At 56.6% G+C, this 24,435-nt stretch carries 18 protein-coding genes and 1 pseudogene; 14 read left to right on the top strand and 5 right to left on the bottom strand.

The features are described from left to right. The 3 genes from WC600_11835 to WC600_11825 all read left to right on the top strand — a co-directional run. On the top strand, positions 1-1,109 hold a 1,109-nt coding region (locus WC600_11835; GenBank protein ID MFA4903418.1), incomplete at its 5' end, for a 4Fe-4S dicluster domain-containing protein. Positions 1,110-1,137: 28 nt separating this feature from the next. Beyond that, positions 1,138-1,569, top strand: a complete 432-nt coding sequence (locus WC600_11830) for a hydrogenase iron-sulfur subunit (GenBank protein MFA4903417.1) — start codon at positions 1,138-1,140, stop codon at positions 1,567-1,569. A gap of 24 nt (positions 1,570-1,593) precedes the next feature. Beyond that, complete coding sequence (locus WC600_11825; protein MFA4903416.1) at positions 1,594-2,403, top strand: 4Fe-4S dicluster domain-containing protein; 810 nt, start codon at positions 1,594-1,596, stop codon at positions 2,401-2,403. 498 nt (positions 2,404-2,901) lie between these two features. Here WC600_11825 and WC600_11820 read toward each other — a convergent pair whose 3' ends face one another. After that, on the bottom strand, positions 2,902-3,411 hold the full coding sequence (locus tag WC600_11820; protein MFA4903415.1) for a flagellar assembly protein FliW: 510 nt from the start codon (positions 3,409-3,411) through the stop codon (positions 2,902-2,904). Between the two features lie 90 nt (positions 3,412-3,501). Beyond that, positions 3,502-3,657, bottom strand: a pseudogene (csrA, locus tag WC600_11815) (carbon storage regulator CsrA). A 612-nt stretch (positions 3,658-4,269) separates the two neighbouring features. Here csrA and mfd point away from each other — a divergent pair. The 8 genes from mfd to WC600_11775 all read left to right on the top strand — a co-directional run bounded on the left by mfd (position 4,270) and on the right by WC600_11775 (position 15,893). Continuing rightward, positions 4,270-7,731, top strand: coding sequence for a transcription-repair coupling factor (mfd, locus tag WC600_11810; GenBank protein ID MFA4903414.1), 3,462 nt, complete (start codon positions 4,270-4,272; stop codon positions 7,729-7,731). A 4-nt stretch (positions 7,732-7,735) separates the two neighbouring features. Then, positions 7,736-8,683 (top strand): SurA N-terminal domain-containing protein, encoded by a 948-nt coding sequence (locus WC600_11805; protein ID MFA4903413.1) that lies wholly within the window; start codon positions 7,736-7,738, stop codon positions 8,681-8,683. A 74-nt stretch (positions 8,684-8,757) separates the two neighbouring features. Next, positions 8,758-10,068, top strand: a complete 1,311-nt coding sequence (gene asnS, locus WC600_11800) for an asparagine--tRNA ligase (GenBank protein ID MFA4903412.1) — start codon at positions 8,758-8,760, stop codon at positions 10,066-10,068. 287 nt (positions 10,069-10,355) lie between these two features. Next, a complete protein-coding gene (locus tag WC600_11795; protein MFA4903411.1) occupies positions 10,356-12,305 on the top strand; it encodes an adenylate/guanylate cyclase domain-containing protein in 1,950 nt (649 codons plus the stop codon). A 584-nt stretch (positions 12,306-12,889) separates the two neighbouring features. Then, the gene (locus WC600_11790; protein ID MFA4903410.1) at positions 12,890-13,396 is read left to right on the top strand and encodes a periplasmic heavy metal sensor; all 507 of its coding nucleotides are present in this window, start codon (positions 12,890-12,892) and stop codon (positions 13,394-13,396) included. Positions 13,397-13,603: 207 nt separating this feature from the next. After that, positions 13,604-14,113 carry a peptide deformylase gene (def, locus tag WC600_11785; GenBank protein ID MFA4903409.1) on the top strand — a complete coding sequence of 170 codons (510 nt, stop codon included), beginning with the start codon at positions 13,604-13,606 and terminating at the stop codon, positions 14,111-14,113. Next, a complete protein-coding gene (gene fmt, locus WC600_11780) occupies positions 14,110-15,054 on the top strand; it encodes a methionyl-tRNA formyltransferase (GenBank protein MFA4903408.1) in 945 nt (314 codons plus the stop codon). The genes def and fmt overlap by 4 nt, the downstream gene beginning before the upstream one ends. Before the next feature lie 8 nt (positions 15,055-15,062). Beyond that, positions 15,063-15,893 (top strand): DUF116 domain-containing protein, encoded by an 831-nt coding sequence (locus tag WC600_11775; GenBank protein ID MFA4903407.1) that lies wholly within the window; start codon positions 15,063-15,065, stop codon positions 15,891-15,893. A gap of 46 nt (positions 15,894-15,939) precedes the next feature. Here the strand turns inward: WC600_11775 and WC600_11770 are convergent, their stop codons facing one another. Then, complete coding sequence (locus WC600_11770) at positions 15,940-17,148, bottom strand: ion channel (GenBank protein ID MFA4903406.1); 1,209 nt, start codon at positions 17,146-17,148, stop codon at positions 15,940-15,942. A gap of 558 nt (positions 17,149-17,706) precedes the next feature. Beyond that, positions 17,707-17,940 (bottom strand): hypothetical protein, encoded by a 234-nt coding sequence (locus WC600_11765; GenBank protein ID MFA4903405.1) that lies wholly within the window; start codon positions 17,938-17,940, stop codon positions 17,707-17,709. A 436-nt stretch (positions 17,941-18,376) separates the two neighbouring features. On the opposite strand from WC600_11765, the gene rsmB reads away from it, so the two are divergent. Further along, positions 18,377-19,750 carry a 16S rRNA (cytosine(967)-C(5))-methyltransferase RsmB gene (gene rsmB, locus WC600_11760; GenBank protein ID MFA4903404.1) on the top strand — a complete coding sequence of 458 codons (1,374 nt, stop codon included), beginning with the start codon at positions 18,377-18,379 and terminating at the stop codon, positions 19,748-19,750. 266 nt (positions 19,751-20,016) lie between these two features. Here the strand turns inward: rsmB and WC600_11755 are convergent, their stop codons facing one another. Next, a complete protein-coding gene (locus WC600_11755) occupies positions 20,017-20,181 on the bottom strand; it encodes a hypothetical protein (GenBank protein ID MFA4903403.1) in 165 nt (54 codons plus the stop codon). A gap of 330 nt (positions 20,182-20,511) precedes the next feature. Here WC600_11755 and WC600_11750 point away from each other — a divergent pair, with 330 nt between their 5' ends. Both WC600_11750 and WC600_11745 read left to right on the top strand, forming a co-directional pair. Next, the gene (locus tag WC600_11750) at positions 20,512-23,496 is read left to right on the top strand and encodes an AIR synthase-related protein (GenBank protein ID MFA4903402.1); all 2,985 of its coding nucleotides are present in this window, start codon (positions 20,512-20,514) and stop codon (positions 23,494-23,496) included. A 169-nt stretch (positions 23,497-23,665) separates the two neighbouring features. Continuing rightward, positions 23,666-24,394, top strand: coding sequence for a hypothetical protein (locus tag WC600_11745; GenBank protein MFA4903401.1), 729 nt, complete (start codon positions 23,666-23,668; stop codon positions 24,392-24,394). Positions 24,395-24,435: the final 41 nt, after the last annotated feature.

Below are 24,435 nucleotides of genomic sequence, written 5' to 3'. Positions count from 1 at the left end.
TGGTGCAACGGGTGACCAATCACCCCAAAATCGACGTGCACCTCAACTCCGAAGTGAGCAGCGTGCAGGGGTTCGTGGGGAACTTTACGTCTGTAATCACCAGTGAAGGCCGATCAACCGAGGTGGAGCATGGCGCCGCGATCATCGCCATCGGCGGCCATTCCTATAAGCCCAAAGAATATCTTTATAAAGAAAATCCTCGGGTCCTGTTGAGCCTGGAAATGGACAAGGCCTTGCGGGAAAAAGACCCGCTGGTCATGGGGGCCGAGAGCGCGGTCTTCATCCAGTGCGTGGGTTCCCGGGAGCCTGAGCGGCCCTATTGCAGCCGGGTGTGCTGCACTCATTCCGTGGAAAACGCGCTCAGGCTCAAGGAGATCAATCCCGACATGGATGTTTACATCCTCTATCGGGATTTACGCACCTATGGGCGACGGGAAAACATTTACAAAGAGGCCCGGGAAAAGGGCGTGATATTTATCCGCTTTCACCTGGAAAACAAACCCCGGGTTACGCAAACCGCAGATGGCGGCCTCAAGGTCACGGTGCGCGACAGTATTTTGGGCATCCCCCTGAGCCTCACCCCGGATGTCCTGACCCTGGCCAGCGCTATTATTGTCAAGGAACAGGAGAAACTGGCCCAGTTGTTCAAGGTGCCCTTGAATAATGACGGCTTCTTCCTGGAGGCCCACATGAAGCTCAGGCCCGTGGACTTCGCCACGGACGGCGTGTTCGTTGCGGGTCTGGCTCACTACCCCAAACCCATGGATGAAGCCATCGCCCAGGCCAAAGCTGCAGCGGCCCGGGCTTCGGTGGTTCTGGCCCAAGAGGCGATCCGGGCCGGTGGCGTAGTGGCCCAGGTTGATTCGGAGAAGTGTTCCGGCTGCCAGGCTTGCGTGGGGGTCTGTCCCTTCGGGGCCATCGATTACAAGGAACGGGAAGACGTCTGCGAAGTGAACCAGGCGTTGTGCAAAGGCTGCGGCACCTGCGCGGCCAATTGCCCTTCGGAGTGCATCACCCTCTTCGGGTTCAGCCACAAGCAGATCTACACGCAAGTGGATGAGGCACTGAAGGACCTGGAAGCCGAACTGGGAGAGGCTGCGGGGGCATAACCCGCCATCTTAGAAAGAGGTTTGGCAAATGCCCGATAAAGTGTTCCAACCGAAAATCATTGGGTTTTTCTGCAATTGGTGCACCTATGCCGGCGCCGACCTGGCCGGCGTTTCCCGCTTGCAGTATCCCCCCAACATCCGGGTGATCCGGGTCATGTGCTCCGGGACGGTCTCGCCGCACCACGTGCTCAGGGCCTTCCAGAAGGGCGCCGACGGGGTACTCATCGGCGGCTGCCACATAGGCGACTGCCATTACCTCCGGGGCAATTACATGACTATCAAGCGTATGCGGTTCCTTCAGGAGCTCTTGAAATTCACCGGCTACGAAGACGGCCGGTTGCACCTGGAATGGATCTCCGCGGCGGAAGGCCCCAAATTGGCCCAGACGATCCGGGATTTTACCGAAAAAATCAGGAAAATAGGCCCCTCACGCCTGAAGCGGGCCCCCCAAGCGGCGTAACCCGCTTAAAATATAAGGAAAAATATGGATAGGCTACGGGAACAAGTCCGGAAACTGCTTAAAGAGGGCCAGGTGGCCGGCTATCTGGGATATAAAATGAAAGAAGGGCACCCGCTGCCGTATTTGTTCACCCCGGAACACCTGGAGGAAGTGGACGAAGCCATCGTGGCGCCGGGAGATGCCCGCTATCCCCTGGATAAGTTGTTGATCCAGTTGGCTTCGCGTTACCCGGACGATATCTTCGCCATCCAGGTGCGGGGGTGCGACGAGCGGGGTCTTAACGAGCTCTACAAGTGGGGCCAGTTGGACCCTGAGAAGGTGGTCCTGGTGGGTATTGCCTGTCCCCAGGGACAGGCGGACTATTGCGAATGTCCCGGCCCCTGGGCATCGGTCATCGACTACGGGGAAAAGTGCGAGCCGGTGCTGCGGAGCAAGCGGGTGGACCGGGTCGATGCCCTGGCCGGTGAGGAGGCCTTTCAGGAGTGGCAGGCGGCGTTTAACCGCTGCATCAAGTGTTACGGCTGCCGGGATGTGTGCCCCATGTGCTTCTGCAAGGAATGCGCCTTGGAGCATTCCGATCTTATGAGCATGGGGACGGTGCCCCCGGATACCATCTTTCAACTGGTCCGGGCCATTCATATGGCCGGCCGCTGCATCGACTGCGGTTTGTGTGAAGAGAATTGCCCCGCGGACATCCCGCTGCGCGTACTCTACAAGAAGGGGAACGCCCTGGTAAAAGACTTGTTCGACTACGATACCGGCTCCCCGGAATCCGGACTCTCCCCCTGGAAATTTCTGGGAGAGGAATCCACCATGGAAACGAAGCCCATGTAATACCAATTCGCATTCAAAAGGTAGCACACGTCTCGCCTGTGCAGGAGCAGGCTAAAGCCTGCGGCTACCCAAAATCGCTTTTTGAATGCAACTCGGTATAAAACCGTTTTTCGTTATAGGTTATTGGTTTTTCGTAACATAGATCAATCCACAAGGCGGGCCGGGGAGCCCGCCTTGTGCTTTTTGAGGGAGGTAGTATGGGGTTAACTTGGGCTATAGCGTTTGCCAAAAGTTTTTTCCTTTAATTCTCCTCTCCCCTTGTGGGAGAGGGTAGGGTGAGGGGTTAATAAGAATAAACTTTTGAGCCTCTTGCAAAAGTCTCTCTGCGGCCGAAACTTTATATGGGTATTTAAAAATTCTCCGGTAGCACAGGCTTTCCAGCCTGTGCTCATATAGGCTAAAATCTGCGATTCCATAATGTCCGGCAATTTTGCAAGAGGCTCTTTTGGCAATGAGTATAAAAGTGATGAAAAAGTTCAGGTGATCGCCCCTTAAGGGTTAATCGTTCACCACGCTCTCATTAACATAACATTGAGACTGGCAGCCAGGTTCAGTCTTGATAACCGGATGTTGATGGGAATACTGGGGCTTGTCGACAACCACCTGTTTGCCTAAGCCTCGGGCTTGGTTGATTAAGAGTGGGCTCATCAAATTTGCGGTCATCTCTCCGGGCCGGCCGGGGGGGATAGTTAAGGTCACCAAAATCTGCAGGTCATCGAGACTGGCGGCCTGCAAGTCTTTTAAGTCGTTTACGCCGTTTTTGGGGCGATAATCCGGCACCACGGCAGCGGGCTCGGTCAGCAGAAAAGCCAGGGAGGGATCGTCCAGGCATTGGAGACAATAAAATGGTGACTTCAAATGGCTATTAAGCAGGGCATAGCGCCGAGAATTGGGAAACCCCGGTAGTCCCGACGGAAAGGTGATAATTTGATTTTCTGAGACGTTGACCTGACCAAAGGCTTTGGTTTCGATGGTGGTGACCGGAGATTGAGGCTGGGGAAGCGGCAAGGTTAGACCCGGACTGACAGTTTTCTTAAAAGCGCTAAACGCCTGCTGAGCGTCCCGGAAGTTGAAGCCGGCTGCCAGGAGGTTATTATTGACCAGACGTTGGGCAATTTCTTCCCTCAGGACAACGACTTCGGGAGGAGCCTCTATGCCTAATCGGATCTGCCGGCCTCGAACTTCCAAGACCACCACCTTGATGTTGTCACCGACAATAATGCTTTCACCAATTTTGCGAGTAAGTATCAGCACGTGTTATTCCCGTTGCCTTGAGCGTATTTAAGTCTATATCGGCTGGTTGCCCCGGTCGCATTAATTCCGGGGCACGCTTTCGTTTAATGCCGGAACCGATGCGGTCATGAGCAATTACCGTGCACCTCGCACTGCACGTTCTGACCATCTTGTATGATCAGATCAGTCATTTCTCTTGCAAATTTGTTGCCAGACAGGCAGAAAGGTCCATTATTTAGCGTCGGAGGGTAAGCGAAAACCGGCACTATCAGGTCGACTCTTGCGCCGGTAGCGGCTGCCCGGGGTTTGGGGTGCTCGAGGTGGGCTGGCAAACGAGTGGTTTTCAACGGTCCCTTCGCCAGGATCAATGGACTACACTCCATGGGAATTGTTCCATAAATTAACCAAAAATCTGCGCTCCTATCATCCAAGCTGCACATTTTATTACTTCTTTGACAGTGGTAAGGGCGGGGCTTTGGAAAAAGCCGGTAAATTTTAGGAAATGAGATTGAGCAATATGGCCATATTTGGAACTGGGAGATGCGGTTCCTGGCCAATTTCGGCAACAGACGACGTCGGCGACGTTCTTTCGTTAGGCTTGAAAATTCTCTCCCTTCAGGATATCCTTATACAGTGGCAGTACGAATAACCCCCAGCGCGGGAGCGCAGCAGTTGGCCGAGGCTCTCTCACGGGAACCTCGGCAGGCCTATCTCCAGGGGCTCACTCCAGGGGCCGGGGCTTACGTTCTGGCCCGTTTTTTTCAGCAGATCCAGCGTCCGCTTTTGCTCATTACACCTAACGTCAATTTTCATGAACATTTTTATAAGGACTTGACCTTTTTCCTGGGTGGAGAGCTCGTTAAGAGCACCGGGCCAGAGTCCCGGGTGCTCATGTTTCCGGCTCACGAAGTCTTGCCTTTTCGGGAACTGAGCTTTGACGCGGACGTGAGCTGCGCTCGCGTGGCGGCCGCGTACATAGCCCTGACTGCCCGGGAGCCGTTTTTTATGGTGGCCCCGGCCCTGGCCTTGCGCCAGCAACTCCCGCCGGAGAAGCGCCTTCGGGACCTGGTGGCCTACGTGGTGGCGGGAGAGAATCTGGAACGGCCGGATTTTCTTAAGCACCTATTGGAAGGCGGTTATGAGCGCCGCCCGGTGGTGGAAGAAAAAGGGGAGTTCAGTGTCCGGGGCGGGGTCATCGACCTGTTTCCGCCCCTGTATGACCAGCCGGTGCGCCTGGAGTTCTGGGGGGATGAGGTTGAATCCATCCGGCTGTTCGATCCTGCCACCCAGCGCTCCCAGGGAACTCTGGATGACCTGACGGTGCTCCCGGCCAATGAAGTGGTGTTGGATGAGGCCGTCAAAGCGCGGGCCTTGTCCGGCCGCAGCCGCCGGCAGGACCCGGCATTCTGGGACCATGTCCACGAAGGCCGGCATTTCCCCCGCATCGAACGTCATTTGCAAGAATTCTACGAGCACCCCCAGACCCTCTGGGATTTTTTGCCTGAAGATACGGTGGTGGTGGAATGGGACCCCCTGATTCTCGGGCAGGAACTGCAGCAACAGGAAGAAGCTACAGCCGCAGAACCCCCGGGCTGGCTGGATAAAACGCCCTGGGAGGAACAACGCCTGCGGTTTGCCCGGATTTTCTGCCCCGTTTTGGCCTGGGGGCACCAGGACCAGGACCAGGATATCACCTTCCAGGTGGAGAAAAACGACCACCTGGCTGAGGAACTGGCTCAGGCCTCTGAGGAAGCCGGACGCCTCATCCCGGCCCTGGCCGGGCGCTTGGGGGCATGGCGCAGTTCCGGGTTCCACGTCGTTTTGGCGTCCCTGAACCGGCATCGGGGCGAGCGCCTGGCGCGCTTGCTGGGTGAAGACGGACTGGACGCGGAGTTCCTCCCGGCGCCCACCTGGGAGCCCGGACCCCGGGTGGACATCACGGTGGGAGAACTGACCGGGGGCTTTAAGCTGCTCTCGGAAGGCTTGATTGTCCTCACCGAAGACGAGGCCCTGGGGCTTAAGCCCGAAGGCCGGCGCCGCAAGGCCGCGCCCTCGCCCCAGGATCTCACCTCCCTGGCCGACTTGAGCGAGGGCGACTTCGTGGTCCACCTGGACCACGGCATCGGTATCTACCAGGGACTGGTTAAACTCACGGTGGGCAGTGAAGTTAACGACTTCTTGGAACTGGAATATCAAGGGGGGGACCGGCTGTATCTCCCCGTGGATCACCTCAACCTGGTACAGAAATATCTGGGGGTGGAAGGGGCGAGCCCGCGCGTGGAGCGTCTGGGGGGCAAATCCTGGGAGCGCTCCAAAGGCCGGGTGAAGAAGGCGGTGGAAAAAATCGCCCGGGAGTTGGTAGAGCTTTATGCCCTGCGCCGGGTGCTGCCGGGCCACCACTTCTCCCCGCCGGACCCGGCTTACCGGGAGTTCGAGGCCACCTTCGAATACGAGGAGACTCCCGACCAGTTGCAGGCCATCGCCGACACGCTGGGGGACATGGTTTCGGAGAAGCCCATGGACCGGCTGATTTGCGGCGACGTGGGCTACGGTAAAACCGAGGTGGCGGTGCGGGCCGCGTTTAAGGCCGCCACGGACGGCAAGCAGGTGGCGGTCCTGGTGCCCACCACGGTGTTGGCGGAGCAGCACTATGACACTTTCCGGCACCGCCTGGCTCACTTCCCTTTAGAGGTGCGGGTGCTCAGCCGGTTCAAAACTCCGAAGGAACAAAAGAGCATCCTGGTTGAGGTGGCCCAGGGCAAAGTGGACATCCTCATCGGCACCCACCGGTTGCTGTCCAAGGACGTCGCTTTTCGGGATTTGGGGCTGGCAATCATCGATGAAGAGCAGCGCTTCGGGGTGCGCCAGAAAGAGCGGCTGAAGGAATGGCGGCGTACCGTGGATGTCCTGACGCTGACCGCCACCCCCATTCCCCGGACCTTGCAGTTATCCCTCACGGGCCTCAGGGAATTGAGCCTGATCAATACGCCGCCGGAGAACCGGCGGGCTATTCGAACCTATGTCTGCCGGCCTGAGCCCGAAGTGATCCAAGCCGCCATCCGCCGGGAAATGGTGCGAAGCGGCCAGGTCTTTTTCGTGCATAACCGGGTGCGCAGCCTGGGCGTCTGGGCCCGGCACGTTAAAGAAATGGTGCCGGAAGCCCGGGTGGCCATGGCCCACGGCCAGATGCCGGAAAAGGAACTGGAAAAGGTGATGGTGCGTTTTTGGCACCGGGAGGTGGATGTTCTGGTGTGCACGGCCATCATCGAGGCCGGACTGGATATCCCTGCGGCCAACACCATCATCATCAATCGGGCCCATACCATGGGGTTGGCCCAACTCTATCAGTTGCGAGGCCGGGTGGGGCGCAGCCAGGCCCAGGCCTACGCCTATCTGCTGGTCCCAGACGAGGCCGCGCTAACCAACGAGGCCCAAAAGCGCCTCAAGGCCTTGATGGAGTTTACGGAGTTGGGGTCCGGGTTCAGAATCGCCATGCACGACCTCCAGATCAGGGGGGCCGGCAACCTGTTGGGCCAGGCGCAATCGGGCCAGGTGGCCGAAGTGGGCTATGAGCTTTATCTGCAACTGCTGGAGAGCGCCATCCGGGAATACAAAGGGGAAGCCCCGGAGGAAGAGACGCCGGACCCGGAAATTCATCTCCCCCTGGCCGCATATCTGCCCGAAGATTATGTCCCCGATGTGCAGCAGCGTCTGGCGCTCTATCGGCGTCTTTCCGGCCGTCTGACCCCGGCGATGGTGATGGAACTGGAGGAAGAATTCCTGGACCGCTTCGGACCGCTGCCCCCGGAGGGGCGTAACCTTTTAGAGGTGGTCCGGGCCAAACACCGGTTGCGGCAGTTGGGGGTCAAACGCCTGGATATGCAGGGCAGTTATGCGGTGTTGCAATTTGCCCATCCGGAGCGCCTGGATGTGCCCCGTTTGCTGGATATGCTCAAAAAGAAGCCGCGCACCTTTCGCCTTTCGCCGGAACAAACCTTACGGATTCATCTCCCGGAAAGCGGCACGCTCATTGAGCGCTTGCAAAACTGCTTGAAAGAAGTCCAGTCTTTTGTTAAGCCTGAGATAGAGGATTAAATCAATGACCAAAATTAAGAAGATATGGATCAGCGTTCTCGTGGTGGTTCTGGTCCAGTTGAGCCTGGCGAGGACGGGAACGGCTGAAGTAGTGGACCGGATTGTGGCCGAAGTAAACAACGATATCATTACCATGTCGGAGTTGCAGAACCTGGAGAAGTCGATCCAGGCGCGGTCTGGGGTTAAACCCACAGGCCACCCGGACAAGAGAGTGCAGCGGGAGATGCTGGAAGCGTTGATCGACCGCAAATTAGCCAAGGCGGAGGCTAAACGCCGGGGTATTACTTTGAGTCCCAAAGAATTGGATGAAGCTTTAAACCACTTCAAGAAGCGCAATAATATTCCTGATGACGAAAGCCTGGCCAAAGGGTTGGCTAGCCAGGGACTGTCGTTAAAAGAATTCAAGCAGCAGATTACCGATCAAATAATCCAAGACCGGTTGGTGGCGGTGGCAGTGGGGACCAAGGTCGCGGTCAATGAGGCCGAGGTGCGGCGTGTCTATGAGGAGCGCTTCAAGCAAGGTGGGGTCCAAGTGCATCTCTTAACCATAAGAATGCCCTTTCCCCCGGGAGCCACCGATGCACAAAAAGAAGAGGTCAAGCAAAGGGCTGAAGCCATCTTAAAAGATGTCAATCGGGGAGTACCTTTTGTGGAGGCGGCCGGCAAGTTCTCCCTCAGCCCCACGGATGTAGGCTTTGTTTCCCAAAACGATTTGGACCCCCGATTGAGCGAATATCTGGCAAAACTTAAACCCAAGGAAGTGGCGCCGGTGGCAACCCCGGAGGGCTTTCAGTTGATTCAGGTAGCGGGCCGCCGCAGCGGCGAGGCCCGTCCCTTCGAAGAGGTCGCTCCGGAGATTCGCCGGATGCTGACTCAGCAGGACATGGAGAAGGAGTTTACCGAATGGGTCAAGACCTTGCGGGAAAAAGCCCATATAAAGATTATGCTGTAGCGGTCAGGGGCGGGCGTTAGGAGTTTGTTATTAGAGGTTAGGCGGACGGTTAGGGCCGCAACTAGAGAATAAGAATGATGGCAGAAAAGCCCATAATTTCTGATATTTCTAAGCTTGCGCACCACATCGGGGAGATTGTGACCCTGCGGGGTTGGGTCTACCACCTGCGTTCCAGTGGCAAGATTCGCTTTTTGGTGGTCCGGGACGGCACCGGGTTGGCCCAAGGGGTGTTGGTCAAGGGGAATCTTCCGGAAGAGGAGTTTCAGAACTTCGAGCAGCTTACCCTGGAATCCTCCTTGATGCTTTCAGGCCGCGTCAAGGCTGAGCCCCGGGCCCCCGGTGGCTATGAATTGGAGGTTACTCAGATTACCCCGATCCACATTGCTCCGGAATATCCCATTTCCCCCAAGGAACATGGGGTGGCTTTTCTTATGGATCGGCGGCACCTGTGGCTTAGGTCTCCCCGGCAGCAGGCCATCTTGAGAATCCGAGACGAGGTCATCCGGGCTTGCCGGGATTTTTTCCATGACCGGGGCTTTGTCCTGGTGGATACGCCCATCCTCACTCCCACCGCGTGCGAAGGCACCACCAGTCTCTTTGAGACGAACTATCTGGACCGGGGCAAGGCCTATTTGTCCCAGAGCGGCCAGCTTTACCTGGAGGCCGCGGCCATGGCCCTGGGCCGGGTGTACTGCTTCGGGCCCACCTTCCGGGCGGAAAAATCCAAGACCAGGCGGCATTTGACCGAGTTCTGGATGGTGGAGGCCGAAGCGGCCTTCTATACGCTGGACGACGTCATGGAACTGGCCGAATCCTTGGTGCGTACCGCAGTCATTAGAGTGCTGGAACGTCAGGAGTCAAACCTGCGCCTGTTAGAGCGGGACCTGACGCCTTTACAGGACGTGACCGGGCCGTTCCCCCGCCTGAGCTATACCGAGGCCCTGGCGATCCTGAAGCAGGAGGGCAAAGACCTGGCCTGGGGGGACGATCTGGGCGGGGATGAAGAGACCGTGCTCTCCCAAAGGTTTTCCCGCCCGGTGCTGGTGCACCGCTACCCCAAGGAGGCCAAAGCTTTCTATATGGAGTCGGACCCGGATGACCCGAGGCTCGTGCTCTGCGTGGACATGCTGGCCCCGGAGGGCTACGGCGAAATCGTCGGGGGCTCAAGCCGCATCCATGACCTGGACACCCTGGTTGCCCGCATTCAAGAACATCATCTGCCCCAGGAGCCCCTGGAATGGTACCTTGATTTAAGGCGCTACGGCAGCGTGCCCCACGGTGGCTTCGGCATGGGCGTCGAACGATTGGTGGCCTGGCTCTGCGGCCTGCACCATGTCCGGGAAACCATCCCCTTTCCGCGCCTGTTGGATCGGATCTATCCCTGAGCCCAGTCTAACGCCGGACCCGCCTTATACCAAGTTGCGGTCATACAGGTAATTATAGTTTTTGTAGGGGCGGACCTATGTGTCCGCCCTCAGAGTGGTCGCACATGCAAGTGTGCCTCTACAAAACCGAAGCTATTTTTACTTCTATGAGCGCAACTTGGTATTACTTCCTCCCCAAAATCCCATTCAATTTTTCTCTCAAAGTTGCCGAAACATTGTATGATCCCGAAAAGAGGCTCCGACCGCAACTTTTTGGCCCCTCGGATTAGGGATAGCCTGGAGTGTCAATGAAACTGCGCACCCATTTGCTTCTGTCCTATCTGGCGCTCATCGTCATCTTGGGGATCGGCGCCTGGTTTATCGACGATTACGTCATGCGTAACCTTACCAAGAGCGCGATTACCATCGCGGATCGCGCCATTGGTCAAGTGACCGAGGCGAATGTGCGCTATTCGGACCACATTCTCACGCGGGTGGGGGAATATATTGTCCAGGATAAGGCCGAAGACGTGGCCCGGGAGTTGGCTTATCTCTTGGGAGGGAAGCAAACCTACGATTACGCCAAACTGCGGCGTGACCCCTTGCTCAGAAAGATCGCCACCCAATCGATTTACACGCCGGACGGTCCCGCCGGGTACGTGGATTTATACGATAAGAACGGCTACATTCTGTTTCATCCCGATGCAAGCGTGGAAGGCCGCAACCAGTTGGATTGGGAGAAGGAATACCCGGAGACCACAGAGTTGATCAGGCGTTCCTTCACCACCAACCTGGTTAAAGGTTATTTCACTTTTTTCGATAAGAATAAAAGGGAACGGAAAAGATTCTCGGTGAGAATTCATATTCCCGGCACACCCTTCATTGTTGCAGCTATCGTCAATCTGGATGAATTTTTTTCCCCCGCCCAACAGCGGATGCAGGACTCCTGCCGGCTCGTAACGGCGGAGGCCAGGCAGCAGATCGGAGAACATTTTGCCGCCCTCAACCAGAAAGTCATGGTGGCCGGCCTCGTTGCCGGGCTGGCCCTATGCCTGATCGGCGGCTTTTCGGGGTTGTGGTTTGCAGGCGCCATCGCCCGACCCATTTCCCGCCTCCGGGATGGGGTGCGAGAGGTGGGGGAGGGCAACTTTGCCGTGGCCGTACCCGTCCGGGGGGTAAGGGAGGTGGCGGAACTGGCCACTTCGTTTAACCACCTGGGCGAGCAGCTCACCGGCTACATTGCCAAACGTGATTTCATCCGGGACACGTTTGGGCGGTACGTCACCCAGGAAGTGGTGACCAAGTTGCTGGCCTCTGAAGAAGCCTTGGAAATGGGGGGAGAGACCCGGGAAGTCTCCCTCATCATGTCGGATTTGCGAGGCTTCACCGCCATCATCTCCGAGATGGAGCCGGAGCAGGTCATTACTTTTCTCAACCGTTACCTGAGCAAGATGATAGAAATCCTTCTGGACGACCGGGCCGTTATCGACGAGATCCTGGGAGATGGCATCCTGGCCTTCTTTGGCGCACCTGAGCCTCTGGAGGATCACCCGGCCCGGGCCGTAGCCTGCGCCTTGCGGATGCAGGCGGCCATGGCTGAACTCAACGCGGCAAACGCGGCCGACGGCTTCCCCCTGTTGGCCATGGGTATCGGCGTGAATACCGGTACCGTGGTGGTGGGCAACATTGGCTCGGAGAGGCGGACCAAATATAGCGTCGTGGGGTCCGACGTGAATTTTGCCGCCCGCATGGAAGGCTTCGCTCTGGCGGGACAGGTGCTGATCAGCGCTGCAACTTACCGTAAAGTGAAGGATCTGGTGGAAGTGAGAAATGAGCTGGAAGTGGAGATGAAGGGGATGCCGGGGCGGGCCACACTCTATGACGTCCAGGGGATTGGCGCCCCTTACCATATCCGGCTGCCGGATAAGTCAGAGGTGCCGGAGTTGCTGCCGCAGGAGATCAAGGTGCAATTGCACCATCTCAAAAATAAGATTGTCACCGGGGCCACCATCCAGGCCTGGGTGACGCATCTGTGTGATACCGGCGCGGTGTTGACCTCAGCGGATAAAGTGGAGCCATGGGAGGATGTCCGCTTAATTTTCCTGGATGAAAAGCAAGAACCCCTCCCGGGCCATATCTATGGCAAGGTCACCCGGGTGAAGCCCCAGGGTGAGGGCCGGTGTGAAGTCCTCATCAGTTTCACCTCGGTGCCCCCGGAAATCTACCGGAATTGGCGTAAGACCAAAGGGGAGGCGTGAACTGGGGAAGCGGGATAAGCGAAAGCATTGCCAGGCGCGGATCTCCGGGGAGGGGATGGACGCGCCTGCTTGACGCCGGGCTTTGATCCTGCACAGTCATATCCTTGTGGGGCTGGGGTCAATGACCGGCGCCCATCGCACTTTGATTTTTTCACAACGTTCCTGCAAACTGTCCTATAGCAGTTGCCAAAAATTCTTTCTGATTGCAGGATTTCTAAATCCCCCTAAATCCCCCTTTTTCAAAGGGGGACTTTTAAAGCAATTCCGCCAAGTTCCCCCCTTTGGAAAAGGGGGGTTAGGGGGGATTTAGCTTCTTATACCAATTCGCATTCAAACGGTGGCACAGGCGTCTCGCCTGTGCAGGCGCAGGCTATAGCCTGCGCCTACCCAACATTGCTCTTTGAATGCAACTCGGTATTAGACAATGTACCTTAAAGGAAAAAGCTTTTGGCAAACGCTATATCCAGCCCCAGAAAAAAATCACTCTGCCGCGCCGGGTTTGGTACTGCTTTGGGTTTAACTTACTAAAGGCCGGATTAACGGCCTGATAAACCTGAAGCAGAGACTAAAGGAGATACGAGCAGATGAAAGTAAGTAAGATGTCCTTGGTGATTCTGTTGGCCCTGGCGTTGACCGCGAGTCTGGCGGTGTCCTCTTGGGCCCGCGGCGGCATGGGCGGCATGGGTTGCGGTATGATGGGAGCCATGAACCTCAGCCCCGAGCAAGCCGGAAAGCTCTTTGATCTTAAGCAGAAGTTCATGAACGATACTGCGGATGTCCGCAAACAGATGATGGTCAAGCACGCGGAGTTAGCGGCGTTATGGAAGGCCGAAAATCCCGACGAGAAGGCAATTGTCGCCAAACAGAAAGAGTTGAATGCCGTTAAGGGCCAGATGCAGGAAAAGAGCGTGGCCTTCCGGCTGGAAGCCCGTAAAATTTCTCCGCAACTGGCGCAAGGTTTCGGCCACATGGGAATGGGCCGTGGCATGGGCGGACCTGGCGGTGGTATGGGACCTGGCGGCTGCCCCATGGTCGGCCCCGGTGGCGGCATGGGTCCTGGTGGTCCAGCCCCTGCTGGTCCGGCCAAGTAAGAATTCCCTCTAATCCTCTAACCCTCCTCCTGACGGTGAGGGGTGCCTTAAGCGGCCCCTCACCTTTTTCTTTTAACGCCCCCAACGGTCCGAACCGTGGTTACGTCCAGATTTTTGCCCTTCCGACGGGTGAGTTCTTGAAAATTTTCCAGTTATGCCTTAAAGTTAAAGCACACAAATTAACATTCTCCACGAATTGTCAAGCTTATGGCAGTGTTACCGATTTGCAAATTGCCCGATCCGGTGCTGCGGCGAGAAGCCGAGGAAGTTGCGAATATTAATGGAAAATTGCAGCGCCTCATCGACGATATGACCGAGACCATGTATGCCGCGCCAGGTCTGGGGCTGGCCGCCAACCAGGTGGGGGAACTTAAGCGTCTTATTGTCTTTGATGTGGCCCACAAGGAGGGCAGGGCCCGGAAACCTTGGGTGGTGCTCAATCCCTGCATCGTCGCTTCGGAAGGGGAGATCATCCATGAAGAGGGCTGCCTGTCGGTGGCGGACTTCTCTGCCGAGGTGCAGCGCCATGCTCAGGTGCTGGTGAAGGGCCTGGACCGGGAAGGCAAGCCCATTGAAATTACCGGCGAGGGGTTGCTGGCGGTGGTCCTGCAGCACGAAATCGACCATCTGAACGGCATTCTGTTTATCGATCATATCAGCCGCCTCAAGCGGGGACTCTTCTTAAGACGATTGAAGAAACAGGTGGGAGCCAGGTGAAATCAGGACCCTGGCGCCTGATTTTCATGGGCACCCCCCAGTTCGCCTTGCCGTCTCTGGAGGCCATCCTGGCCGCGGGGGAAGAGGTGGCGGCCGTGGTGACGCAACCGGACCGGCCCCGGGGGCGGGGCCAGGTAGTCACTCCCTCGCCGGTGAAGGAACTGGCGCAGGAATGGAATCTGCCAGTGCTGCAGCCGCAGCGTCTCAAAGACCCGGAGTTGGTCAAAAGTTTTGCGGCGCTTAAACCGGAACTCATGATTGTCGTGGCCTACGGCCGGATTCTCACGCCTGAGATTCTGGCCGTGCCAGCCGTGGGTTCTCTCAATGTCCACGCCTCCCTTTTGCCGCGTTACCGGGGGGCAGCCCCCATCAATTGGGCGCTGATCAAGGGGGATAAGGTGACCGGGGTAACCATCCAGTGGCTGCGCTATGAACTGGATGCGGGACCGATTTTCCTCCAGGAGCAGGTCCCCATTACCGCGGAAGACAATTCCGAAACCTTGTATTCCCGGTTGGCGGAGCGGGGTGCGGCCTTGCTGGTTCAAGCCTTGGACAGCCTGCGCCGGGGAGAAGCCATCAAAAATCCGCAAAACGAGTCTGAGGTTACCCTGGCCCCGCCTATCTCCCGAGAGATGCGCCGGGTGCATTGGGAGCTTTCGGCCCCGGAAGTGGCGGGTTGGATTCGGGGACTGGACCCGAGGCCCGGCGCTGCCGCCCAATGGCGGGGCCGAGTTATCAAGGTTTTCGGAGCCCGGCTGAAAAAGAGCGAGGGGAGTTTGGCGGCACCGGGGACGGTGCTGCGTCTGACCCCTCAAGGTCTGGAAATCGCCTGCGGCCAGGGAAGCGTCACGGTGAAGGAAGTGCAACTGGCCGGGCACAAGCGCCTTATAGCCGCCGAATTCTTACGGGGTCAATCCCTGATCGGGCAAGTGCTGGAGTAGGACTACTCATGGATGAGCCGGTGAAAATATTGAACGGCGGCAATTCCCTGCGGCCTCAGAAGCGCACCTTTCTGGGCTTGCTGGCGCTCACCTGCTTTTTGTTCACCCTCATCCTGGGAATCCTCTGGTATGTGCCCTACGTGGGCCTGACTACGATCCATCCCGATCTGCCTGTCGTCCTGGGGATCATTTTCAGCGTCCTGCTCCTAATGGTGCTGGGTATCCTGGTTATGCTGGCCCTGACCGTGGTCTTAGGAAGGGACCTGTTCTTTTCCCGCAAACTTCGGGGTTTGGTGATCAAGCTGCTCCTGCCCTTGATGAGCGGAGTGGGGAAATTAGCCGGCGTCTCCAAGGAAAAGGTGAGGCGCTCGTTCATCGAAATCAATAATCAATTGGTTTTGGCGCAACACCTGCGCACCACGGCGGATAAACTACTCCTGCTCATGCCCCATTGCCTACAATTCCACGAATGCCAGTTTCGGATTACGGGCAGCACGGTGCACTGCAAACGGTGCGGCAAATGTCCCATAACCGGGTTGGTGGATTTGTCGGAAAAATACGGCGTGGGGCTGGCAGTGGCCACCGGCGGCACTCTGGCTCGCCGCATCGTGGTGGAACGCAAACCCCGCCTGATTATCGCCGTGGCCTGCGAGCGGGACCTCAGCAGCGGCATTCAGGACAGTTATCCTTTGCCGGTTTTCGGGATTATCAACCACCGCCCCCACGGTCCGTGCTACGATACCCAAGTCAACCTGGAAAAGGTAGAAGAAGCCCTGACCACCTTTCTGCTGCCGCAGCCCGCAGTGGCCACCGAGAAGCCCCAGCCTCAGCCGGCCTGAAACGGCCAGGGGTTGAAAGCGCACCCCAGCAGGTCAGCCTCTCCGATCATTTGGTTTCAGGTTTTTTCCGTTTGCCCTCCAGAAGGTCTTTGAACTCTTGGGGAATCTCTTTGCCTTCCACGATGTTGGCGAGCATGCGGCCTCCCACCACCGACGGCGCGAAGACGATTTCGGCCCGGGCCAACCTCAACCGGCGGATGGAGCCGGCCGAACTGGCGACTGCCAGGACTTTGACGTTGGGGTTTAAATCCTTGGCCACCAGGGAGATGAAAGCGTTTTCGCCATCGTCGTCCCGAGCGGCAATGACCAGGATGGCGCTGTCGATACCTGCTTCTCTGAGGACCTGGTCATCGCCGGGGTTGCCGCGTACCACCAGATCTTCCGGCAGGTGCGGGGGGACTGAGGCCGTGGCAATGATCTGCACGAAGGGGATGCCCCGGGCCTGGAGCTCCCGGGAGGTATTGGCGGCCAGGGCGCCTTCCCCCGCCAGGATAACGTGATTTGTCGGCTTCATTTTTTTTTCCCTGGGGTTGAAAAAGCGATCAATCTCTTCTGAAAGGGCGGGGCCCAGGATCGAAGCGATCGAGGTGGCAAAGACACTCAAACCCACGATCAGCAGGGACACGACGAAGAACCGGGTTTCCTGGGTAATCGGCACGATATCGCCATAGCCCACCGTGGCCAGAGTGATGATGGTGAAGTAAAAGGACGAGATCAGGTCATGGATTTTGGGGTGGAATCCCTCCCCCAACATGTAAGCGCCAAAGGTGCCGTACACCAGGATGGCCAGCATGCCCATGAAAGAGAAGATGTAATGTGCTGTGGCGGTGCGGAAGGTGAAGTGCCGCTTGAAGACTAAGAGGGCCAGGAGTATCAGACCGGAGAGAATCAGGCTGGCGCCCTGGTTTCCCTGGGCCAGGTTGACCCCCAGAGTGACCGCCAAAAGCAGCACGGCAAAGGCCCAGGCCGAGGCCAACCGCTTTAACAAGCCGAGGCCCACCAGCACCAGAGAGGCTCCCAGAAAGACCTGGGTGCTGCTTCCCAGCACCGACAGCGATTGGGCCACGCTGGATAGGGGTCCGATCTGGGTGAATGGCACCAGGTTGTACCTGAGGCCGCTTTCGATATTCAGGGCGCCGCTGAGCACCAGGGCCAGGGCCAGGGGCCACTCGGGCCGTAGCGTCAGCACCCGGTCCAGACCGCGGCCCAATTTATCTTTGGCTTGCTGAATCGCCGATTTATTACTGAGGACCATATGACTGCCCGGAAACCAATAAGATTTTGACCATAAACTTGCCGGTCCCAGTAACTGCCTTGGTTCATCAAGAAAATCTGCCGGTTATTCTGCTTTAGAACATTTAAGCTACACCGCGGGCAGGATGCAAGCATTTATAGCGATTGCCAAAAGTTCTTTCCTTATAATTCCCCTCTCCCCTTGTGGGAGAGGGCCAGGGTGAGGGGTGGATAAGTGAAAAACTTTTGGCAATGAGTATAACAGCTTATCATACGAGTGGCTCGGACGGAGTGCGGGCGATGGATGATAGCTTATACCAAGTTGCGGTCATACAGGTAATTATAGTTTTTGTAGGGGCGGACCTATGTGTCCGCCCTCAGAGTGGTCGCACATGCAAGTGTGCCTCTACAAAACCGAAGCTATTTTTACTTCTATGAGCGCAACTTGGTATTACAAGAAGGTGCAGGCGCGGGACTGGGAAAAGACGGTATTCGGGGCAAAAATATCAAAAATATAAGGAAAGAGAGGACACCTATAATTCAAGTGAAGCCACGAATAGGTGGTGCATTCAAGGCAAATTTATGATTGCCTGGCACGGGCGGCCTTGCGCATCCCTAGCCGTAATACCGCATCTTGCAATGCTTCGGGCTGCATGGCGCCGGGGAAGATTTCGCGAGCTCCCAACTTCAGGGCTTTCCATATGAACGGGGGCGATGCCTCTTCCACGAAGAGGAAAATCTCTGGGCAGTCGGGCTGAGCAGTGGTCTGGGCAATCCAGGAGTCAAGTGCGGGATTGTTGTCCTGGTATTCCAAGAGCACCACATCGGCCGTATGGTCTCCTTTCAGATCCTCAAGGTTCTGAAAATCCTTTACCCGGCATATCCCGGACGAATCAACCACGTGGTGGAGATAATCGCGGTTCTTCGGGGAATGGTAATAGATATTGATTAGTATGACGTTCTCCCTTCTGAGGTGCGGTATTTTTGATTCTGTTCAATTAAATGCATTTTTAATGCCTATAATAAGAAAAGGCCTGATATTAATCACTCATAGGGGATTGAGGGAAACACCTGGCCGGCCATGGAAAGACTATGATCAGTCTTATTAACATGATGTTCACAATTATCAAACGTCTTGCCCAGGCAGGTAGCCTTAATTTAGGAGGCTTACCCACACTTGGTGATATGCTGGTAAATTATAAAATGAGTGATCAAAAGTTTCGTTATGACGATTTGAGTATGACTGAACTATGAGTAAACCTCAGGCATTGCCACATTCCACCGGCGCCCGGGCCCTGGCCCTGGATATTTTGGCCGCGGCCGCCCGGCACGGAGAGTCGGTCGAGGAATTGCTCGCCGCCACCCTCAAGCGTCATCGGGATCTATCGAGGCCGGAGCGGGGCTTGCTGCTAGAGTTGGTGCAGGGGGTGAAGCGCTGGGAGGTGCGGCTTGATTATGTCTTGTCCCGCCTTTCGGATATGCCCCTGAAAAAACTCCATCCCCTGGTCTTGCAACTTCTCCGCCTGGGAGCGTATCAGATCCTCATGTTAGATCGGGTGCCAGCCAGGGCGGTACTCCATGAAGCCGGGAATCTGGCTAAGGCCCGGGGCCTGCCCAAGAGTCATGTAGGCTTTGTCAACGCAGTGTTGCGCCGGTTGGCCGCAGAGGAGGTGCCGCCCCTGCCCGATCCCGCAGCCGATCCGGTGTTGGGCTTAAGCGTGTTGCACTCGCACCCTGCCTGGCTGGTGAGACGCTGGCTGACGCGCTCTGGGCCTGAGGCCACCGCCGCCCGCCTGGCCGCCAACAACCGGGTTCCGCCGCTCTCCGTGCGGGTCAACACCCTAAAAACCGATCCCGCCACCCTCATAGCCCGGTTGGCCCGGGAGGGAGTGGTTGCCCGGCGTTGCCGGTTTTCCCCGGTGGGCCTCATCTTCGAGAGCATTCAAACCTCGCCCACCGAGTTATCGTCCTATCGGGAAGGCCTCTGGCTCTTCCAGGATGAAGGGGCCCAGTTGATTTCCGGTTTGCTCCCCTTGGGGCCGGGGCTGCGCCTTGCAGAAATCGGGGCCGGCCGAGGGGGCAAGACCACCCACCTGTCTGAAGCCATGGTCAATTCCGGCCTGCTGGCGGCGGTGGACCGCCATGCGGGGCGCCTTAAGGAGCTCAGGAAGAACACGCGGCGCTGGGGGGTGGAGATAGCCTATCCCATCCAGGCAGACGCGGCTATGACTCTACCCTTGAAAAGCGGTACGATGGACGCGGTGGTTCTGGACGTCCCGTGCTCGGCCCTTGGAATCCTGCGGCGCCACCCGGAGATCAAGAGCCGGCTTAAGGAGGAGGACCTGGCCACGTTTCCGCCCCGGCAGGCCGCCATGCTGGATGAGGCCGGCAGGGTCATAAAACCGGGCGGTCGCCTGCTGTATATCACCTGCACTACCGAACCCGAGGAAAATGAGTCACAGATTGATCATTTTCTTACCGAACACCCGGAATTTCACCTGGCCACCGATGCAAACCTGCTGCCGCCTCAGGCTTATCTGGTACAGCCCCCCGGTTATTTCCGCAGCTCTCCGGAAGTACATGACCTGGACGCCTTTTTTGCCGCGGTGCTGGTCAAGACATGAGAGATGATCAGGAAGGGTTGAACCGAGGCCGCGACTTTTGACCACTGGGAATATTAGCGAATGCCATCTTACCATTTGGTTTTCTTCCTAACAATGATAGGTATTTTTTTACGTTAGGTATTTTTGCCTAGAGGTTTTTGAGCAATTTTACCTATAGAAAAAAATACTCATTTATGCATAATAGGAGGCAGTATCGGGGTTCGCAAGGATGCGTATTGCCCCAAAAAAGTAGGTCTCAGTTCAAGGAGGAACCGAGGATGCTGAGATTAGTTGATTCCGGCTGCCAAAAACACGAATTGCTGCAGTTCAACCTTGAGGGTTTGACAACTCTCGTGATTATGGGTGTCGTATCCAACCTCCCGCAAGATGGCAATTACCACACCTATATCTGTGACCACGGTAAGACCCACCGTTTGAGTTTCCAGATTCATGCGAAGCCACAGCGCCAATTTTCAAACGCCTGTTAAGGTTATGTTGAACCTTGGGCGATTGAAGTCTGCTCTCCTGGTCCCCGGGAAAAGACCCCACGCTAGTCCAAAATCGCCATTGCTGTCATCCTGAACGAAGTGAAGGATCTCAATTTATTGACCATGAGAGTACTTCGCTGCGTTCAGAATGACGTTGTTCCCTGCTGCAAGGTTTTGAAATAGCTTTTAGTCTTGATTCTCCTCCTCATTCTTGGACCGCAAACTTAACCTTTATATCCGGCTCACCTTGAGGTATATTTTCTATATCAATCCATGAATATGCCAGGGAGAGCTATGGCAGTACGGCTGGAAATCGGTTGGCGCCCGGACCTTACAGACGCAGAAGGGGAGGGGGTGCGCCGCCAGGCCCGGGAATACTTCGGTCTCGACCTTACCGCGGTCCGGGTTTTGCGGGTCCTTATGCTGGAGTTGGACCTGCCTCTGACGACCTTGGAGGCAATCCGCACGGATATCTTCACGCATCCCACCACCCAGGTATCAAGCTTTCAGACCCTGGCCCGGGATTTCCAGTGGGCCATCTGGGTGGGCTTTAAACCCGGGGTACGGGATACGGCCGGGACCGTAGCCCTGGAAGCCATCACGGCCTACCTGGGGGAATCTCTGCCGGTGGACGCCGCGGTGTATACCTCCAAGCTCTTCCTACTAACCGGCGATAGCCTCACCGAGAACCACGCGGCCCAGATCGCCCGGGAACTTCTGGCCAACGACATGGTCCAGGAATTTCGGATATTTTCCCGGGAGACCTGGGATTCCGAGCATGGAGTGGGGATTATTCTGCCCCGGGTTATGCTGGCCCACACTCCTAGGGTTGCGGCCTTTGATCTGGCTTCACCGGAGGTCCTCAAGGAATTGAGCCGCCAGCGCCATCTGGCGCTCCGGGATGCCGACCTGCCGGTTATCTTAAATTATTTTCAGCGCCCCGAAGTTAAGGCCCAGCGGGCCGCGGTGGGACTGGCGGCCCCCACCGACGTGGAACTGGAATACCTGGCCCAGGCCAGGAGCGACCATTGCAACCACAACACCTTTCGGGGGCGGTTTCATTACCGAGACGCGGGGAGCGGGGAAAGCTTCATCCTGGACAATCCTTTCAAGGTCTGCATCTCCGCGCCCACCCGGGAGATTGCCCAGCTTAAACCCTGGGTAGTTTCGGTGCTCTGGGACAACGCCGGAGTGGGGCAGTTGGACGACGAGTTTTCCTATGTAATCAAGGGCGAAACTCACAACTCCCCTTCCAACCTGGAGGCCTACGGCGGTTCCCTCACCGGCATTGTGGGCGTTTACCGGGACCCTTTAGGCACCGGCAAAGGAGCTCGCCTCATCGGGGGTATGTACGGCTTTTGCGTGGGACCCCGAGGCTATGCCGGGCCGCTCAAGCCCCGGCTGCACCCCCGGCGTCTCCTGGATGGCGTCATCGAAGGCGTCAAGGACGGCGGCAATAAGAGCGGGATACCCACCGTCAACGGCGCCCTTTATTTTGATGCTGCTTACCTGGGCAAGTCCCTGGTATTTGTGGGTGCGGTGGGGTTGCTGCCCCTGAAGATCAAAGGCGAGCCCGGGGCAGAGAAAGCGGCTCACCCCGGCGATTTGATTATCACTTGCGGCGGCCGGGTTGGCAAAGACGGGATTCACGGGGTGACCGCATCGTCCGAGGTCTCGTCCCCGGGCACCCCGGCCGGCCACGTCCAGATCGGCGACCCCTACACCCAGAAGAACATGCACGATTTTTTGTTAGAGGCCCGGGACCAGGGGCTCATCACCTTCATCACCGACTGCGGCGGTGGCGGGCTATCCTCGGCGGTGGGAGAATCGGCCCAAATGGCTGGCGGCGGGGAGGTCTGGCTGGAAGCAGTGCCCGTTAAGTACCAGGGGCTGGACCCCTGGGAGATTTGGGTGTCTGAATCCCAAGAGCGCATGGTGATAGGGGTAAAACCTGAACACGAAGCCCGCTTCAAAGGCCTGGCCCGGAAGCATGCGGTGGAGGCCAGTGTCATGGGCCGCTATACCGACAGCGGGGTCCTGGAGGTAAAATACCAGGGACGCACCTGCGCGTTTATGGACTTATCGTTCCTGGAGGAGGAGTTCCCTCCCTGGGAGTTCGAAGCCGAGTGGCTGCCACCGGAGACCCGCCTGACCGAGCCGGTTTTGGGCGACCCCGGGGATCACCTGGGCATGCTCCTGGCCCTGCTGGACCGGCCCAATATCTGTTCCCGGGAGTGGATCATCCGCCAGTACGATCACGAGGTCCAGGGAGCCAGCGTAATCAAACCCCTGGTGGGGGAGTTTACCCCGGTCCCAGGCGACGCCGCCATCCTCAGACCCCGGCCAAACTCGCACCGGGGACTGGCCTTAAGCCTGGCCTTGTGTCCTGCCTACTCCCAGATCGACACTTATCACATGACCGCGGTGACCATCGATGAAGCGGTGCGGCGCCTGTTGGCGGTGGGCGGAACCCTGGATCACATCGGAGGAGTGGACAATTTCTGCTGGCCCAGTGTGGAATACGATCCCCGCATGAACCCTGACGGCCGCTATAAAGCAGCCCAGTTGGTGCGGTCCTGCCTGGCGCTCAAGGACCTGTGCCTGGCTTACGGTATCCCGTTGTTGTCCGGCAAAGACAGCATGTATGTGGATGGCCTGATACCCGGGGCGTACGGGGAGATGCACCGGGTGAGCGGCCTGCCCACCCTATTTTTCACTGCGGTCAGTGTCCTGCCGGATCTTAAGCGGGCCTTGAGCCTGGAGTGGAAGCGACCCGGGGATTCCATTTACCTGGTGGGCGACACCCGGCCGGAGCTGGGCGGCTCGGAGTTTTACGAGCTGTTGGGCTATGTGGGACTGAGCGTGCCTGAGGTGCGCTATAAGGAATTCCTGGCATACTACCGCCTGCTGGAGGAGGCCGGCCAGGCCGAATTGATGGCTTCGGCCCACGGCCTCTATCGGGGCGGCTTGGGGGTGCATCTGGCTTTAGCCAGCCTGGCCGCGGGGTTGGGCATCGAGGTGGACCTGAGCCTGGTGGCACCGGAATCCCCGGCTTACGCCAGTCTCTATTCCGAGTCGGCCGGACGGTTCCTGGTGAGCGTCGACCCGGCCCACCAGGGCCGTCTGGAAGATCTCTTTCGGGGCCAGCCTCTCACCTTAATCGGGCAGGTGAGGTCCGATCAAACCGTGAAGATTGTGCGGCATGGGCAGCCCCTGCTCTCGGCTCCCCTGGAAACCCTCAAGGCCGCCTGGGAGCGCCGTTTCGGCAGCCTGATTTGAGGAACGCCTTCTTAATTTAGTGTAAAAAATTCATAAAGTTAATGAACCCAATGACCGATAAAAAAATTGACTGGCAGAATGAGGCTCTGTCTGTGAAAAAACTTCGTACTATTGTAGCGGCGGCTGGGAACGGTCTCACCTGAGCGGATTATTATTAGAGGAGAATCGCATGTTCAAGATTTTATCGAACAGTGTTCTTTTTCAAAGCAGCCTAACTGATTTTAGCGATATTTTTAAATTAGTTGACAATTATTATAGTAAGATAGAAGAATTCTCCAGAGAATTGGCAGCAATACAGAATGATATTGATAATATATCATATAATACTGGATTATTTTTGATATTATTTGTTGTAATTGACATTATTATGTTAATAACTATCTTTCAATATTTTAGCAGAAAAGAAAGTTACGAAAAAGTTAGTAGAATATCGATGATTATAGCATTAATTATAGCTATTCCATGTTTTATCTATGGCTATTCATTTTATGATAGGCCATATACTAAAGAATATTCAATTCCTCCTATTTATAGTGATGTAAAGAATTACAATGCTCAAGGTAAAATAGAATCTCATGGTTCAAAAAATACTAAAAATAATAAAATGATGGATAATCTACCATTGGACCAATATTCAGACCGCAGGAATCTGTCCATAAGAGAAGTTGATAACAAAGTGGGGGAACTTAGGCATCGAGGGTACCAGGTTCTTAAAAGAGATGATGCAAGAGGAGGAAAGGTTGTCCTATTCATCTCTCCGCCAATTACAAGTTTTGCACTTGTTGGAATCTGGTTTGGTCTGCAAGGGTTTCTTTTTGCATTGATCATTTGTCAGGCGACATCTCTTGTGCTTGTTTGGATTAAAAAACCTTCCGAAGAAGAGAACAATGAGCGATAATTATAAGGGGCGGGGAGAAATCTGCCTTATTGCATTTTGAG

The organism is Desulfobaccales bacterium (assembly GCA_041648175.1).
GTDB lineage: Bacteria > Desulfobacterota > Desulfobaccia > Desulfobaccales > 0-14-0-80-60-11 > 0-14-0-80-60-11.
This window is presented reverse-complemented; position numbering and strand designations above follow the sequence as displayed.